Here is an 18563-nt window from a genome sequence, read left to right as displayed (position 1 = left end):
TATGAACAAGAAAAATATATACGTGCTTTCACTGCTTGCAGGCCTCAGCCTGCCAGCAGCAGCGCAGAAAGACTCAACTACGCTGACTGGCAATGACTTCATTGATCAAGTCATCGAGGTGGGTGCAAGTAAGAATTTCACCCGCGCCCAGTCAACAGCCGCTGTTTCTGTGATTAAGAGTCAGGACGTTGACAAGCGTTCTTCTAAGAATATCGGCAACTCTATCCTGGGTCAAGGCAATGGTCTGATCTCACTCGATGGCGCTGGCATCTATTATGCTGCCAATCCCACGTTCTACGTACGTGGCCTGCAGAGTCTCAGCACCAGCGCCCCACTGATCTTGGTTGATGGTATCGAGCGCGACATCACACTGCTGAGCCCCGAAGAAGTGGACCACGTAGCCATTCTTAAAGATGCTGCCGCTGTTGCACTCTATGGTTATAAGGGTGCCAACGGTGCCATCCAGATTACCACGAAGCGTGGTCAGTATAATAGCAACAGCATCCGTGTGAACTACGACCACCTGATTAACTATCAGATTAATCGTCCTAAGTTCGTCAATGCCTATACTTATGCCAACGCCATGAACGAGGCACTGGCTAACGAAGGTGCAGAACCACGCTATGGCACCGACGAGCTGAATGCCTATCAGAACGGCACCTATCCTTTCCAGGCACCTAACGTGAACTGGGTGGACGAGACCTTCCGTCATCATGGCGTCACTAACAAGTATGCCATTGAGTTTAAAGGCGGTGGCGAGCGTTTCCGCTACTTCACCATGGTGAACCTGCTTTCAGACAAGGGTTTCATCAAGAACTTCGATGCCAACGAGGGTTACTCAACACAAGACAAATACGTTCGTGGTAACATGCGTACCAACTTGGATATTGACCTGACCCCAACCACCGATTTGAAAGTGAACCTGTTGGGTGTGTTGAGCGAGATGTCACGTCCCGGCAACGAGACTGACCTGTGGAAAAACGTATATTCACTGCCCGCCAATGCATTCCCCATCAAGAGTGAGACTGGCGACTGGGGTGGTAATGCCACCTATGCTGGAACACTGAACCCCGTGGCACAGTCAACGGCAGCCGCCTACTACAAGATTCACGAACGTGCTCTGTTTGCCGATATGACTTTGCAGCAGGATTTGAAGTACTGGCTCGAAGGTCTGAGCTTCACTGCTCGCATGGGTTACGACATGTACTCAACACTTTTCGAGAACCACAGCCGTGAGTATATCTACGGCAGCTATCCCGTATCTGGATGGGCAGGCGGTGCTCCCGTTCTGGGTTCATACTTCACTGGTGGTAAAGACGGCACCATGAGCAAGGATGCCAACACCAACAACTACCAGCGTCGCATGACCTTCCAGGCTAGTCTTAACTACGACAAACAGCTGACTGACAACGACTATGTTTACGGACAGGTGAAATATGACTACGACTATCAGAACACCACAGGTGTAAACACAGCCATCACACGCATGAACTACGCATTGTGGGCACACTACGCTCACAAGAACCGCTACTTGGCAGACCTCGCTTTGGTTTACTCAGGCAGCAGCCGCTTGGCTCCCGACACAAAGTGGTCGTTCTCTCCCACCCTGTCAGCCGGTTGGGTGCTGAGCAAGGAGAACTTCATGAAGGACGTTAAATTTGTCAACTTCCTGAAACTTCGCGCCAGCCTCGGTCTGATCAATGCCGACTATCTGCCAGGCGATAACGTATGGACCTACTACACCCAGTCTTACTCACAAGCTGGTGGTGGCTATGCATTCGGTAGTGGTTACGACTCAGCCATGTATGGCCCTGTAACCATCGGTCAGATGGCCACACCTAATCCCTCACATGAGAAGGCTACCAAGTTCAATGTTGGTTTGGATGCAACTTTGTTCGACGGTCTGAACATCGAAGTTGACTACTTCATGCAAAACCGCCACGACATTTGGGTATCGGGTGCTGGCTTCTACACCTCACTGATTGGTTTCGATGCTCCATATCTGAACCAGGGTAAGGTTAAGCAGCATGGCTTCGAGGTTGCAGCCGACTACACCAAGAAGCTGGGTGAGGTTACCCTGAACGTAGGTGCTAACCTGATGACCTACAGCAACGAGATCAAGGACATGGCCGAAGAGCCACGCCTCTATTCTAACCTTGTTCAGACTGGCAATCCTCTGAGCTCATCTTACGGACTGATTGCAGAAGGCATCTTTACCAGCGAAGCCGAAATTGCTGCCAGCCCCACACAGACCTTCTCTACAGTCACCGTTGGTGACATCAAGTACAAGGATGTGAACAACGACAACGTGATTGATAACAACGACGTTTGCAAGATTGGATACAGCGCCAACTGCCCTGAACTGTTCTATAGCTTCCATCTGGGTGCCGAGTACAAGGGCTTCGGTTTTGATGCCATGTTCCAGGGCGTAGGTCGCTATTCTGCCAACATCAACTCATCTGCATACTTCAGCACCATTGTAAATAACAATGCACTTTCACAGTATGTCTATGACAACCGTTGGAACAAGGAAACTAACAACGTGGCCAACGCCAAGTTCCCACGCCTCAGCTCTGCCAGCAATGCCAACAACACACAGAACAGCACCTTCTGGCTGCGCGATCGTTCTTACATGAAGCTGCGCAACGTAGAGCTCTACTACCACTTGCCCAAATCGCTGCTGACCAGCACTAAGATTGTCAATGCTGCCAAAGTTTACCTGCGTGGCAACGACCTGCTCACCTTCGACCACATCGACGAGGTTGATGCAGCCTCTTACGGCGTTACAGCACCCCTGAACCGCAGTGTTGTATTCGGACTGTCAGTAACTTTCTAACCCACAAAAAACAATGACTATTATGAAAATCAAATCATATATCATCAGTGCTTCTGCACTACTGGCACTGGCTTCTTGCAGCGACCAGATGGACTACCACGAGTACAAGGTAGATGGTGCTGACTATATCAAGGAGATGTTCAGCCGCGTTGGTGGTTTCACTACCACAATCTATCAGCAGTTGGACCAGGACTTCGGTAACTATAGCGGTGCAATGCTGAGCTCAGCCACCGACGAGTCTGTTTACTCACATCCTGGCAATCAGATTGAGGACTTCTACAATGGTGCATGGAGTCCCACCAATGCCAAGAGTTCTATCTGGAGCTCTTGCTACAAAGGCATCAGCTATTGCAACCTGTTGCTCGACGAGTTCCAGGGACTCACCTTCCCCGACTATCAGCTGGATATTGAATACAAGAAAGAGATGCAGCAGTACGAGAACTACCAGTGGGAAGCCCGCTGGGCTCGTGCCTACTTCTACTTCCTGCTGGTGCGCCAGTATGGCGATGTGCCCTTGAAGGTGGAGAACATGGATGCTACAAAGGCCAACAGTCTGCCCCGCACTTCGTCTGACGAGATTTTCCAGTTTATCGACGATGAGTGCGCTGCTATCAAAGACAACATCATGAAGGACTATGGCACACTGGGCCTGGGCGTTGCCGAGACTGGTCGCGCCAACGACCTCGCCGTGCTGGCACTGCGTGCGCGTGCTGCTCTCTACTATGCAAGTCCATTGTTCAACCCCGAGAACGACAAGGAGCGCTGGCACCAGGCAGCACTGCGCTGCAAGGAGGCTATCGACGCATGCAAACTGCGCGGCATGGGCCTTACCAGCGACTATGCATCACTGTTCCAGTCGGACAACTATAAGGACACCAAGGAGCAGATCTTCATTCGTCGTCAGAACTCAACCTCTGCCAACAACAACTACGAGAAGTACAACTTCCCTGTAGGTATGGAGAATGGCGGTGGTGGAAACTGCCCCACTCAGAATCTGGTTGACGCTTTCGAAATGACCAATGGTAAGGCCATCGACGAAGAAGGCAGCGGCTACGACCCACAGAATCCTTATGCCAACCGCGACAAGCGTCTGGGATGGATTGTAGCAGTCAACGGCGAACAGTGGCCAAACTCTAACCCCACCCTGCTGGAGACGTTCGAAGGTGGCGCTAATGGTCCTCAGCTAACCAATGGCACACCCACTGGCTACTATCTGAAGAAGTACTGCAACCCCACCACCATCATTGGTGCTAAGGGTGCCAATGCGTTCTATCACAACTATGTAATTTTCCGTCTTGGCGAGCTCTATCTGGACTATGCCGAAGCACTGCTCAACTGGAAAGGCGATGGCTATACCACCGACTCAGAGTTCAGCATGTCGGCAGCTGCAGCCATCAACATTGTTCGTGCCCGTGCCGGACAGCCTGACCTGGCAACTGGTTTGAGCCTGGCCGACTTCACCAAGAAGTATGAGAACGAGCGCTTTGTGGAACTGGCCTTCGAGGGACACCGTTTCTTTGACGTTCGTCGATGGAAGAAGGCACCAGAGTACTTCACCACCATCAAGACAATGAAGATTACCCGCACCGAGCAAGTGATTGACAATGGCGACGGCACCACTTCTGTTCAATATGACTACACCTACACCCCGCAGGTGAACAACAAGACTCGCAACACATGGAATGACAAGATGTACTTCTTCCCCATCCCACAGAGCGAGATTCAGAAGTCGGGCGGTGCTTTGAAACAGAACCCTGGTTGGTAATAGAATAACTATTATTATAACTAACAACATTAATTTACTAATTTAATCTCTTTAATTATGAAGAAATTCTATCTTTTACTAACGGCCTTTGTGGCTATGGTAACAGGTGCTAATGCAGGTATTATCAACCTGGTTAGCCAAGACTATGAGTCAGGTGATGTTGCCTCTTGGAATTGGACATCTCCGAATTTGGCTGGCGGTATGGCAATCGCTGGCGACGATTTCGGTAAATTTTTCCAGTTCAGTCTAGGCAGTAACAACGGACGTAACTGTTATACAGTATGGGGTGAAGACGTTTTTGCAGACAAGCTGAAAGAAGGCAAGTACCACATTGAGTTCGAGTGGAGCTATGCTACTTTGGCTAACAACCAGTTTGGTACAGAATTCGCACTGTTCTCTGGCACAAAGCCCGATGCAAACAATGGTGTCATCAATGCTAAAGAGCACACCTTGTTCTCAATCACGGAGTCAGCAGACAATCACAATCTGTTTTTCATCAATGGCGACACTGAGAACACATTTGCTGTTGAAGCCGGTGCGTGGTATTCTATCTTTATTGATGTCGACACCTTAGCACATGAACTATCTTATCAGATTACGTCACAGATCAATTCATCAGATGTTAAGGCAGAAGGTAAACGTAGTTTTGACGCTGGCACCAACATGCTGATTTCTGGTTTGAACATCTATGCTGCCCGTTGGTACAGTGTACTTCAGATGGACAACCTCAAGGTTCAGGTTATCACCGAACAAGACTTTGCGAACGTTCCTTCTGTAGCCCTGACTGGTGTGAACGGTACAGAGCGTACCTACACCATTGCCTTCCTCGAGGGAGAGACTCTGCACGTAAAGGGTACCGATGGCCAAGAACAGGAAATTGAGTATTCAGACTGCGATGGTTCTTATCAGTACACCACTTCAACCTCTGGTACAATCGAGGTTTGGACAACTTCTGGCGAAGCTACATCTGAAAAGGTAACTGCAGAAGTAGAATGCGTTCTGTTCCAACTTCCCGCTGCTGTAGCCACAATCACCAATGCTTCAAAGGGATATGCTAAGGAGTACACCATCACAGTTGACAATAGTGAGGTTCCCACCAAGCCCCAGATTTTCATTGCTTACGAGTTCAAGTCTGGCGACAAAGTTATCCAGAAAGCAGAGGATCAGCTGAATGGTGTAAAAGTTAATGTTGAGGATAAGGGTATCCTGACTATCCAGACTATTGCTCCTGGATTCGGAACAACAACCGTCAACGTTGAAAACAATCAGGCTTTCGCCATCAAGAACGATATCGACTTCCAGCACATGACTGGTGCAGAACTGACAGAGAAGGGCTTCGATGCCATGGAGGACCTTGATTCTGAAACAACCTCTGGTGAGAGCAACTGGACTGGCCGTATGCGTATGTACTATCAGGTTGACTCTGGCGAGAAAGATAATGATCAGAACACTATCTGGACTAATGTTCCCGTTTACGGTCCTACAACTCAGAACTATGAGGCTATCAAGCGCTATCAGTATCTGCAGTCTAAACTGAACGAAGAAACTGCTGCTTCTCTGTTTGCTCCTATGTATCTCTGGCACGACTCTGTTAACGTATCACCTTCTATTACAAAGTACTATGAAGAAGGACAGCCTAAGACGGACCATCTGGGACATGTAGGCGGTAGCACCAACGTGAAGATGTACGAAGGTATCGGTCTATGCTTCTCTGGTAACCTGGGTGATGGTGGTGACTTCTATATCAACGAGAGCATGACTTATGCCGCTATCGTTATCAACAACGTTACTATGGGTGTTGACGGTCTGACCGATGAGGACTTCATCATTGTTTCTAAGATTGACAACTATGGTGGTGGCTCTATCCACCCACAGTTCCCCATTGGTACCGAACCTGAAACAGCTATTGCTGCTTACAAGGCTGCTCACCTGGGTGGTGTAAACGAGGTGCACACTGGTCTGGAGACCTTCCAGCTCTATCGTGTTGATACAGCCCTGAGCCGCGTCCTCGTTCTGACTCCCGACAACAATCCTGCAGGCATCAACGAGATGAACTACAACAAGGTGGTTTCTGACCACAACGCTCCTGTTTACAACATGAACGGTGTTCGTATGAACATGAACAGCCTGAACAAGGGTGTTTACGTTAAGCAGGGTAAAAAGTTTGTGATTAAGTAAGCGAAGAATCAAACACGTTTGTATTCTTCCGAACGTGAACAAACAATACCAATCCCCACAGCCAACAGGTTGTGGGGATTTTTGTATTCTCTCAGTACCAAAATCAGTACCACGTTTTGGTACTGGTCGTACCAGGCGTTGGTACTGAGGCTACCAAGCGTCGGTAATCACGCTACCAAGTGGTGGTACCAAAATCGCACATGTGGTTTACTACGGTTAAACCTCTTTTCTCTCAAATTCCACAAGTTAAAAACCAATTATTTCTGTTGTGTTTAACAGAATTTTCATATCTTTGCCCACGAACTAATAACGATAACAATACTAAAACAATATGAAGAAAAAACTCTTATTCCTATCAGCACTGTTGCTAACAACGGCTACCAACGGCTTTGCACAGCGCCGCACCGATGCGCTGGATCGTGGACTGACCGCTATCAAGACGGCCGACGGTGTGTTCTGCTCCTGGCGTATTCTCGGCGAGGAGTACTACGATGTGAAGTACAACCTCTATCGCAACGGCACACAGGTGGCCTCGAACCTGGAGGTTTCAAACTTTAAGGATGCTGCCGGAACCACCGACAGTAAATATACGGTCAAGGCGGTGGTTCGCGGCGTAGAAGAAGCCACGGGCAGCAAGGTGGCCGACGTATGGGCCAGCAACTACAAGGAGATTACTCCCACACACAGCGGTCTGAAGTCTGTGTATGTGCCCAACGATGTATGCTGCGCCGACGTTGATGGCGACGGACAGGTGGAGATGCTGATGAAATTCGACAACCAGAGCGAGATCTCGCAGTCGTACCCCAAGAACGGTCCGAAGATTGACGGCGTGGACACCAAGGAGTATAGCCTCTTTGAGTGTCTGAAAATGGACGGCACCCGTCTGTGGTACATCAACTGCGGTCCTAATATGGGCGACTTCCAAAACAACGAGCAGAACATTGCTGCCTACGACTGGGACGGCGACGGCAAGGCGGAGGTCATCATGCGTGCTGCCGACGGCACCACCATCTACGATGTGTACGGTACTCCCCACGTTGTTGGCGACCAGACCAAGAACTACCGCGCAGCTACGGGCGGCGGTACCAACTGGTTTATGCACGACGGTGCCGAGTATCTGGTCTATCTGAACGGTGAGACCGGTGTGCCCTATCAAATCATGGAATACCCCCTGAAACGACTGGAGGATGGCGAGACCGACCTGGAGAAGGCGTGGGGCGACGGCTACGGCCACCGCTCGTCAAAGCACTTTTTCGGTGCGCCCTATCTGGACGGTCGCAAGCCCAGCATCTTCCTGGCGCGAGGCATCTACACCCGTCATAAGATGATTGCACTGGACGTTAATCCTGCCACTCACGAGCTCTCTGTACGCTGGCGCTGGAACTGCAACGACAGCAGCTCGCCCTGGTATGGCAACGGCTACCACAACTACGCCATTGCCGATGTTGACTGGGACGGACGCGACGAGATATGCTTCGGCTCGATGGTGATCGACGACAACGGCAAGGGCCTGTCGACAACGGGGCTGGGGCATGGCGATGCTCAGCATCACAGCGACTTCAACCCCTACAAGCATGGTCATGAAATCTTTGCCTGCCTGGAAGACAACCCCGGCAACAACTACCGCGACGCCACCACAGCGAAAATATACCACCGCTTTGTCAGCAGCAAGGACGACGGTCGCTGCATAGCCGGCAACTTCTCTAACGACTATCCCGGTGCTATGGGCTTCTCGGGCTACGACAATCCCATCAGCTGTGTCACCGCCGACTACATCAGTGGCATGAACAAAGGGGGCATACCCGACAACTTCCGCATCTACTGGGATGGCGACCTCTGCGACGAGGGACTGAACTACTCGAACGGTAAGAACACGGCCATCGCTATCTATAAGTATAACAAGGGCGTGCTGGAGACGCTAGCCGGCTCGCTGACCAACAACGACACCAAGGGCACCCCCTGCTATCAGGGCGACCTGTTTGGCGACTGGCGCGAGGAGGTGATTGCCCGCACGGCCGACAATAAGATCCGTATCTACACCACCACCATTCCCACCACGTGGCGCAACTACACGCTGTGGCACGACATGCAGTACCGCAACGCCATGGTGTGGCAGATGAACGGTTACAACCAGCCACCCCACGTCAGCTACTTCCTGGGCGAACTGGAAGGCATCACCGCTGCCCCACCCGCTCTGACCAACACCAACCGCACTGAGATTCAGAATGGCGGTAGCATCGGTACGGCTCAGAACGACCAGCAGGTGATGATGGCCGAGACCAACGACATGACCGTCAGCGTGGCCGATGGTGCATCGCCCTACATCTTCTTTGACAATGCGCCAAGCTGGGTGCAGGGGCACGACAACAATAATAATATCACCCGCAGCTACTTTACCCACACGCTGACTGGCGGTGCCTTCACAGGCAGTATGCGCCTGGTGAAGCAGGGCGACGGCACACTGGTGCTGCCCAACGTCACCGAGACCTACACCGGCAACACCGATGTATGGGCCGGCACACTGCAGTTTGACGGTACCATGCAGTCAAGTAGCGTATGGCTGAACCGCCACACCAACCTGATCAGTAATGGCGGCACGTTCAATGGCGGCATCAAGGCCGACTATAATGCCACCATCTATCCTGGCGGCAAGAACGCCACGGGCAACCTCACCACCACCACACTGGCTCTGGGCTTCGGTTCGCGCGTGGTCTTCGACATTGCCAAGACGGGAACTGCAGACAAGGTCAATGCCCAGAAACTCGTCATTGAGAAGAAAGACTGGCAATATGGCCCAGAGTATGCAGCACCAGTGTTCCAATTCAACAACGCCGATATCGACGCTCTACCTGCCGGCAACTATCTGTTGGGCGACATCACAACCATCGAAGGCAACATCAACGATATCGTCTTGGAGGGATTTGAAAAGAAAAAGGTAGCTTTGGCTTATGAAGAAGGTAAGCTCTATCTAGTCATCATCAAACTTCGCGATGCTACCAGCATCATCTGGGACGGCGGTGAAGACGGCATATGGGACTTCGGAGAGACTGAAAACTTCAAGCGCGACAACGAGAGTATCATGTTTGTAACTGGCGATGAGGTGACCTTCAACGACCAGGCTAGCAAGTCAGACATCACCATCCAAGGTGTCGTTGCACCAGCCAGCATCGTCTTTGCCAACAACAGCAAGAACTTCACGCTGAGTGGTGAAGGCAGCATCATCGACAACACCTCGATAACCCTTCAGGGCGAGGGTCAGGTGAACATCACCAACACCAACAAATTCACGGGCGCTATCTACCTGAACGGTGGAAGGCTTTCAGTAGCTTCGCTGGCCAACAACGACGGTGTGGACTATGCTGCGCTGGGCAGCGCCAAGAACAAGCTGACGTTTAACAATGGTACATTGAACATCCTAAAGACCATGTCAACATCGCACCCCTTCGCCATTACTTCTGTTGGAACGATCAACGTGGACAACGGCATAACACTGACACACAATGGCGCCATCAGCGGTTCTGGCAAGCAGTTGGTCAAGACTGGTAATGGCACGCTGCAGGTTCATGGAAACGCTCAGTATGAAGAACTCGTGGTGAACCAGGGCACTGTTCATGGTGGCGAGATTGGCGACGTACACACCTACCCCACCAACATCACACTGAACGGAGGCACACTGAAAGACCCCGACAACATGTATAGCTACTCCACCAACAGGGCCAACGTCAACGTGCCCGAGGGTAAGACTGCCACATGGACACTCGACTCTCGCTGCTACTACAAAGGCAAACTGACGGGTAAGGGCAAGCTGACGGTCAATGTCACCAACACACGTTCACAGATGCAAGGCGACTGGAGCCAGTTTGAAGGCACCATCAACTTCCAAAATCTGAAAACGGGCTCTTACGATCCTTCCATCATGTGGGACAACAGCTATGGTCTGGCCAAGGCCACCATTCACGGTGTCTTCAACAACAATGGCAAAAACATCACCATCGGTGCTATCGACGATAATGCGACACTCTCTGGTGCCGGCGTCTACTCGGTGAAGAAGGTCAACATGAAGGTGACCAGAGCGCGCGGCAACAGCACAAACACCAAGATTGAAGCCGTGGGCACGCTCTCTATTACAGAAGAGATCAATGTGACGTGGAGCGGTGTCAGTCCTAAAGCTGGTGAAGAGGTCATACTCTGGAAAGTGGGCCGACTGGCCACCTCGTCGTCTGTCATCATTAACCTGCCCACCCTGCCTAGCGGTCTTGAATGGGAAACGTCAGAGCTGCTGAAAAAGGAGGGTAAGCTGCGCGTCATAGAAGCCACTGCTGTCAAGACCCTGCAGCAAAACGATGCCCATGGCCAACTATTCAACCTGGGCGGCATGCCTATTGACAAGCCCACAAAGAAGGGCATATACATCAGAAACGGAAAGAAAATTATCATTAAATGAATAAAAAGAACATCCTCACTTTGATGTGCGGTCTGCTGGCAATGACAGCAGGCCATGCACAGAAGCCGTCTGACACAGCCACCACACAGATGGAGAAGTTAGACCGTGGACTCGTTGTCCTGCCCACCACGTCTGGCAAGGTGTTTGTCAGCTGGCGTCTGCTGGGCACCGACACACAGCAAACCAGTTTCGAATTGCTAAAAAACGGAAAATCCTACAAGAAGAATATTCTCACGGCCACCTCGCTGAGTGTCAGTGGCACAACCAACGATGCCTTTCAGGTGGTGACCTATCAAAAAGGTGTGGCCGTGGATACCACCAAGGAAGTGAAGCCTTGGAAGAGCTCGTACCTGAGCCTTCATCTTGACCGCCCGGCGGAAGTTGGTGGCTATGCCTACTTCCCCAACGACTGTTCGGTGGGCGATGTGGATGGCGACGGCGAGTATGAGATCATCCTGAAATGGGACCCTGAGAACTCTAAGGACAATTCTAACTCTGGAAACTCAAACCCAGTCATCTTCGACTGCTACAAACTAGACGGCACCAAGTTGTGGCGAATCAACTTGGGCATCAACTGCCGAGCTGGCGCCCACTACACCCAGTTCATGGTCTATGACTTCGATGGCGACGGCAAGGCAGAGATGATCTGCAAGACAGCGCCCGGTTCAAAGGATGGACTTGGCAACTATGTCAACAAAGCAGCTACAGACACGCAGATCTCAACGGCAGACAATACTGCTGACTATCGTGACAATGGCACTGTGGACAAGGGAACAGGCCACATCCTGAGCGGCCCTGAATACCTGACCGTCTTCGAAGGACTTACAGGCAAGGCTATCCACACCATTTGGTATAACCCCAACCGTGCAGGCAACTTCAACCGCAGCGACAAGCACCCTGCCAAGAACTTCTGGAACGATGCCTACGGCAATCGTGCCGACCGCCATCTGGCTTGCGTGGCCTACCTAGACGGCCCCGACAAGAATCCCAGCGCTGTGATGTGTCGCGGCTACTATACCCGTGCCTACCTATGGGCTGTGGACTTCGATGGCAGCCAACTGAAGCACAAGTGGTTGCACGCCAGTGTAAGCAAGACCACCGTAGAACTCTATGATGCCAACTGGAACAAGACCACTAAAACATACAGCACGAACACCAGTGGCGTAGGTTCTTACTACACCATGTTCGGCAATGGCAACCACAACCTCAGCGTGGGCGATGTCGATGGAGACGGCAAGGACGAGATCATCTGGGGAAGCGGTGCTGTGGACAATGATGGTAAGTTGCTTTATGCCGTTGGCTTCGGCCATGGCGATGCCATCCATCTGGCCGACCTTGACCCAGACCGTCCGGGCTACGAGGTGTTTGACGTTCACGAAGAGTCGGTAGCAAGCTATGGTGCCGACCTGCACGACGCACTGACGGGTGAGGTCATCATTCGCCGCACCCGCGACCGCGACACCGGTCGTGGCATCGCAGCCGATTTCGATGCCAACCACCGTGGCTGCGAGTTTACCTATGCCACCCAGTTGGACTCTTATACCATCAAAGGCACCTCAATCGCCTCAGCTAATCCCGGTATGAACTTCCGAATCTACTGGGATGGCGACATGTACGAGGAGATGCTCGACGATGTGACCATCAATAAGTGGAACAATGGTGCTGCAACACCGCTGGGCCTAGGCTTCAACAGAAACGCCGTGGCGGCCTATGGCAGCCCCGCCTCATGCAACAGCACGAAGGCTACGCCCTGCCTCACCGCCGATATCTTTGGCGACTGGCGCGAAGAGCTGATTCTGTGGAGCAAGACCGACAGTGCTACGCTGAACATCTACACGTCTGCTTATCCCACCCAGTACCGCGTACCTACCCTGATGCACGACCATGTGTATCGTATGGGCATCTGCTGGCAGAACGTGGCCTACAACCAGCCACCGCATCTGGGCTACTACCTGCCCGACTACATCGAGTCGTTCCAAGGCGTAGATGCTACAGGCATCCAGGAAGTGCAGAGCGCACCAACCACCCAGGCCCCAAGGTACTACAACCTGCAGGGCCAGCGCATCGAGAAGCCTCAGCACGGCATCTACATCCACAACGGCAAGAAATACCTGGCAAAATAAAGCCCCACGCTTCTCCGCAAGCAGCGGCTCAGCCGCTGCCCCCCAAAAGGAAAAAACAAAAACGCCCGTTCGAACTGAACGGGCGTTTTCATTATATGCTATCTAAAATCTATTGTTTCAACTTAAACGAATGTTCAATGCTGTTCATCTCTTCGCGGAAGGCTTGATCCACCTTTAACAGCTTCTCTACGCTAGAACAGCTGTAGAGCACCGTAGAGTGGTCGCGGCCACCAATCAGCTGTCCAATGCGCGACGCAGGCATCTTGGTGTATTTCTGTGCCAGATACATTGATATCTGACGAGCCTGCACAAACTCGCGCTTGCGGCTCTTGCTATACACCTGCTGCTGGTTCACACCGTAGTGCTTGCACACCGTCTCCAGGATGTCGTCGATGGTAAGCGGATGATTGTCTATCTTCACGGCACGCTTGATCACGCGCTCGGCCAAGTGCAAGTCGATGTTTGAGTTATAGACGATGCTATAGGCCAACAGCGAGTTCAGCACGCCCTCGAGGTCACGCACGCTGCCATTGGCCGTCTGTGCCACGTACTGCAGCACTTCCTTCGAGATCTTCAGTCCATCGCGACGGCACTTCGACTCCAGAATATCCACACAGAGCTGAACGTTGGGCTTCTCCAACTCGGCAATCAGTCCGCAAGAGAAACGCGTCAGCAGACGGTCTTTCACCCAGGTGAGGTCCACAGGAGGACGATCGCTGGCCAGAATGATCTGCTTGCCCAGACGGAACAGGTGGTCAAAGATGTGGAAGAACGTGTTCAGCGTTTCCTTGGCACTGGCCCACTCCTGGATATCATCGACGATGAGCACATCCAGACTCTGGTAGAAGTTGATGAAGTCATTGGTCGTATTCTGGCGCACCGAGTCGGTGAACTGCACCTGGAACAGGCGAGCAGAGATGTAGAGCACGCGCTTCTTGGGATACATGCGCTTGCACTGCAGACCGATGGCGTTGATCAGGTGGGTCTTACCGCAGCCTGAAGGACCAAACACGAAGAAGGGGTTGAAGGTTGACTTGCCCGGATGCTCGGCGATAGAAAGGCCCACCGTGCGGGGCAATTTGTTAGAAGCGCCCTCGATATAGTTATCGAACGTCTTCTTGGTGTCGAGCATGGGGTTCAGGTCCTGAGGCACAGCTGCCTCGATGGTGGTGGGAGCCTTGTTGGCACGTGCCCTTGGTGGCACGGTGTCAAGCGTAGAGTCACCCTCGCTCTCCCAGCCCTGAACCTTCTTGTTCACCTTATCTGTAACAACGCGATAAGTCAGCTTCACGTTCTCTTTGAAGCTGTTGTTTAGCGCCCAAGCGATAAGACGCACGTAGTACTGCTCCAAGTACTCGTAGATGTACGGACTTGGAACCTGAACCAATAGCGTTCTTTTCTCAGAGTCATACGACTCGAAAACGATTGGCTCGAACCACGTTTTATATATTTGCTCCGAGACGTTCTGTTTGATAAGGTGCAGACACGTGTCCCAAAGCGCCAAATGATCTTTTTGCATCTTAGGCGTTAATACTTTTATTTTTTATTATGTTACAAGATAGGTTATTCCCTATGGCTGAACTTGTGAGTGCAAAGTTCGTATTTTTTTTCCACTTAACAAAATCTGCCCAAATTACTTTTTGTGTTTACAAATCTCGTAACTTCCTATAAATAGGTGGTTTATGATGTTTCACAACAAATGCTACACAACCACCACTTGTGTAATTCGAAAGCGCTGTTATTCAAGCATTTAGCTTGTTTTTTGAAAGAAAAGCGAGCAAATTGTTATTTAGACAAAATAAAATTTAATTGCCTTTCCTACCGAATACAGAGAAGTGGACATAGCGTTTGGGATGCAGACGCAGGTCCATCATCAGCGAATCGGCGTGATACATCGTCGCGTTGAGGTTGTTGTAGAGCGCACGGTCGTTGAGCAGCAGGCCCAGCGTGCCCTCTTTGCTGTTCATCTTGTCGGTGGTCTGCTGCAGGTTGTCCATCGTGGCGTTGACCTTATTCATCGTGGCCGCCAGGTCCATCTCGTTCAGTTGACGGGTGAAGCCCTCGGTATTAGCCAGCACACCATCAGCCTTTTTCAGCATCTGGGGCATCTGCTTGTTCAGCGATGCCGTCAATGTGTTCAGTTCGCTGGTGGTTGTGGTGAGGTTGGCCGTCACGCCATCCACGTTATGCAGGATGCTGGCCAGCGCGGGGTCGGCCAACAGCTTGTTCAAACTCGTCAAGATAGAGTCCACCTTTGGAATCATGGCCTCCAGCTGTGGCAACATGTCGGCAGCCTTATCCATCGAGCCACGTGCTATCTCGCCTCTGATAGTGTCACCGATCTCCATCAGTTCCACCGGGTTCTTACCGAACCTCAGCTCCATCTTCACGTTGCCCAGCAGGTCGCTGGAGATGGCTGCTGTGGTGCCCACGGGCAACTGCAGCTTCTTGTTCAGTTCCACCAGGGCCAGGATGTTCTTCGGATTGTTGTAGTCGTAGATGATCTTCTTCACCACACCCACCTTGAAGCCATTGGCATAGATAGGACTCGATGCCGACAAGCCGCTGACGTTGTCGAACTTGGCATAGTACTCATTGCCTTTGTTAAACAGGTTCAAACCTTTCAGAAACTGCATGCCAGCAAACAGCACGATGATGCTCACCACGGCCATCAAGCCTATTTTTACTTCCTTTGTTAGATACTTCATGGTTTCCTCTTATTTTTATTTCTTATTTGTTTTATACTCGCGAATGGCATCCTGCACACTGATGCGCACGCCATCCTTGAAGGCCACGATAAACGCCTCGGGGAATTTCTTAGCCACCTCGCGGCGCTTCTCGCTGATCTGTGCATAGTCGGTAGATGCGCCCACGGTGTATTTCCACAGGCCACCATCCTTATAGCTCTCCACGTCTTTCAACCCCTTGAAGCGCTCGTTGCCCACACGCAATTGCCGATCGCTGGCCAAGAACTGCACTTTGAACACCGGAGCCGACGTGTTGACTGCGGGTGCAGTCGTCTCTGTTCTGACTGCGGGTTTCTTTTCCTTCACCACCACTGGCTCTTCCACCTTGACGGTGGCAGCGGCTTCCACAACCTCCGCAGGCTTCTCCTGCTCCGTCTGCCCTGCGGTCTCGGCTGGTGCTGGTGTCTCCTCCACCTTTGGTGTCTCCACGGGCTGGCTCACCTTGGCCGGTGTTTTTGTGGGCAAGGCAGGTGTGATGCCCTGACTCTTGTTCTTAAACTCCAAGAAAGCCTGATAGATGCCTCGTCCCATGGCATCGACATTGGTGGGGTTGGTGAGGTAGGCCTCTTCCGAAGCCGTGGTGATATAGCCCAGCTCAATCAGGCAGGCAGGCATTGACGTCTCGCGCAGCACGAGGAAAGCATCCTGCTTCACGCCCTTGTTGGGGCGTCCGGCTGTGGCGCAGACGCGCTTCTGTATCAGTTTGGCCAGCTCCACGCTCTCCAGCATGTTGTCGTCGTTGATCATCTCGAAGATGATATAGCTCTCGGGCGAGCGAGGGTCAAAGCCCGCATAGTGCTGCTGGTAGTCTTGCTCTATCAGCACCACGTCGTTCTCGCGCATGGCGGCACTCAGTTTCTCGTCGCTGCGTCGCATACCCATGGTGTAGGTCTCCAGTCCCGACACCGGCTTCTTGCTGGCCACCGCGTTGGTATGTATCGAGATAAACACGTCGGCCTTGTTTCTGTTGGCGATGCTGGCACGCTCGTGCAGGGGGATAAACACGTCGGTCTTGCGCGTATAGATCACCCTCACGTCGGGACAGTTCTGCTCCACATAGCGGCCAAAGGCCAGTGCCACACTCAGGTTGATATTCTTCTCTTTCGAGCGTTTGCCCAGTGCGCCGGCGTCCTTTCCGCCGTGTCCGGCATCGATCACCAGCGTATAGCGGTGCTTGCCAGCTGCCGTCATGGTGCAGGCCACGCCTAATAATATAAATAAGGTGTATAATAGTTTTCTTAGCATTGCTTTGTTTTGTCGTTTGTCAGATGCAGATTGACGCCCGCTCCTGCGCAGGCAGCGCCCATCGGCGGGTTGTTCTTGATCAGCTGTATGTCGGCATAGGCGGTCTCAGTCCACTTCTGGAAGATGGCCTTGCCGATGCGCAGCGCCACATGTTCCAGCAGTTGCGATGGCTGCATCATCTCGGACTTCACCAGCTCATAGAGCTCGGCATAGTTCAGCGTGTCGTCCACGGTGTCGCTCTCGGCCGCCTTGGCATAGTCATAGCCCACCGTCACGCTGACGGTATATTCCGCGCCCACCTTGCGTTCCTGTGACATCACGCCATGGAAGGCATAGAAGCGAGCCTCCTTCAGCAGCACCTCGCTGCGCGTGATGGTCATCATAGGGCAGCCTCGTCAGCGGTCTGTTCGTCGCTATCAGCACTGCCGGGAGCATATTTCTTCAGAGCGCGCTCCACACCGTTCTTCCACGTGTTGATGCTCTCCGACTGCAGCTGCAGCGAGCCCACCAGTTTGATGACGTGTTCGATAGGCATGCGATAGCGCAGAACGCCCGAGATCAGCTTGGCATAGTTCCAGTATTCGGGGTTGAAGCGCTCCGACAGTCCCTCCACGGTGATCTTATAGCCGCGCGTGTTGGTGAACTGGAAGTCATAGCGCTTGGTACCGTCGGCGTTCACCTGTTTCACGATGCGTCCTTTGGTCACCGACTTTGGCAGCATGATGCCCTCATCGTCGTCTTGCAGACCTGTGAATATCTCGTAGGGATAGCCGTTCAGCAGTCCAACCAGCGCCACCCATTTCTCCTTGTTGTTTTGAAAGCGCACCACGTCGCACTCCAACACCTGCGGGCGCACTTCGGTCACCTGTGGGTGCAGTTGCGAGAGGTCTGCCTTCTGCGAACAAGCATGCAGATAGCCCAGCACGCGTTTCAGCTGTGCCTCGTTCAAGGCATCTTTCTGGTTCTTTTCCTGCTTCAGGATGTTGCCCATCCACTGCTGTTCGCCGCCTTCTTCAGCAAACAGAACTTGCAGCAGCTCATCGTTCGATAAGGTCTTCTGATTCTCCATTCTGTTACACATCTTTAATTATGGTGCAAAGTTACGAAAAGTCGAGAGAAGAACAAAACAAACTCATTTGTTTTTTCTTCCGAGGCGCAGTAACTTCGCGACTTTTGTCGCAAAGTTACGAAAAAACGAGAGAAGAACAAGGCAAACTTGTTTGTT

At 52.0% G+C, this 18563-nt stretch carries 9 protein-coding genes and 1 pseudogene; 5 read left to right on the top strand and 5 right to left on the bottom strand.

Annotated elements, in window-relative coordinates; all coding sequences use genetic code 11:
- Position 1: 1 nt before the first annotated feature.
- The 5 genes from T433_RS0101115 to T433_RS14280 all read left to right on the top strand — a co-directional run bounded on the left by T433_RS0101115 (position 2) and on the right by T433_RS14280 (position 13346).
- Positions 2–2836: a SusC/RagA family TonB-linked outer membrane protein gene (locus T433_RS0101115; RefSeq protein ID WP_027454520.1), complete on the top strand. Its 2835-nt coding sequence runs from the start codon at positions 2–4 to the stop codon at positions 2834–2836.
- Positions 2837–2858: 22 nt separating this feature from the next.
- Positions 2859–4601 (top strand): RagB/SusD family nutrient uptake outer membrane protein, encoded by a 1743-nt coding sequence (locus T433_RS0101110; RefSeq protein WP_027454519.1) that lies wholly within the window; start codon positions 2859–2861, stop codon positions 4599–4601.
- Positions 4602–4658: 57 nt separating this feature from the next.
- Entirely contained in the window at positions 4659–6779 is a 2121-nt protein-coding gene (locus T433_RS0101105) for a hypothetical protein (protein WP_155808251.1), read from the top strand.
- A gap of 331 nt (positions 6780–7110) precedes the next feature.
- Positions 7111–11223: a rhamnogalacturonan lyase family protein gene (locus T433_RS14285; RefSeq protein ID WP_052356928.1), complete on the top strand. Its 4113-nt coding sequence runs from the start codon at positions 7111–7113 to the stop codon at positions 11221–11223.
- Positions 11220–13346 carry a rhamnogalacturonan lyase gene (locus T433_RS14280; protein WP_162164153.1) on the top strand — a complete coding sequence of 709 codons (2127 nt, stop codon included), beginning with the start codon at positions 11220–11222 and terminating at the stop codon, positions 13344–13346. The genes T433_RS14285 and T433_RS14280 overlap by 4 nt, the downstream gene beginning before the upstream one ends.
- Positions 13347–13455: 109 nt before the next feature.
- Here T433_RS14280 and dnaA read toward each other — a convergent pair whose 3' ends face one another.
- The 5 genes and pseudogenes from dnaA to T433_RS0101070 all read right to left on the bottom strand — a co-directional run.
- Positions 13456–14865, bottom strand: coding sequence for a chromosomal replication initiator protein DnaA (dnaA, locus tag T433_RS0101090; protein ID WP_027454517.1), 1410 nt, complete (start codon positions 14863–14865; stop codon positions 13456–13458).
- 286 nt (positions 14866–15151) lie between these two features.
- Complete coding sequence (locus tag T433_RS0101085) at positions 15152–16054, bottom strand: MlaD family protein (protein WP_027454516.1); 903 nt, start codon at positions 16052–16054, stop codon at positions 15152–15154.
- A 15-nt stretch (positions 16055–16069) separates the two neighbouring features.
- The gene (locus T433_RS0101080; RefSeq protein WP_027454515.1) at positions 16070–17338 is read right to left on the bottom strand and encodes an N-acetylmuramoyl-L-alanine amidase family protein; all 1269 of its coding nucleotides are present in this window, start codon (positions 17336–17338) and stop codon (positions 16070–16072) included.
- Positions 17332–17721 carry a dihydroneopterin aldolase gene (folB, locus tag T433_RS0101075; RefSeq protein ID WP_345938752.1) on the bottom strand — a complete coding sequence of 130 codons (390 nt, stop codon included), beginning with the start codon at positions 17719–17721 and terminating at the stop codon, positions 17332–17334. The genes T433_RS0101080 and folB overlap by 7 nt, the downstream gene beginning before the upstream one ends.
- A gap of 50 nt (positions 17722–17771) precedes the next feature.
- Positions 17772–18209 (bottom strand): annotated as a pseudogene (locus tag T433_RS0101070) (adenosylcobalamin-dependent ribonucleoside-diphosphate reductase); the annotation flags it as partial.
- Between the last annotated feature and the right edge of the window lie 354 nt (positions 18210–18563).

This window comes from Xylanibacter brevis ATCC 19188 (assembly GCF_000621725.1).
Lineage (GTDB): Bacteria > Bacteroidota > Bacteroidia > Bacteroidales > Bacteroidaceae > Prevotella > Prevotella brevis.
Note: the sequence above shows the minus strand (reverse complement) of the source record. Positions and strands in the feature narration are given on the sequence as shown.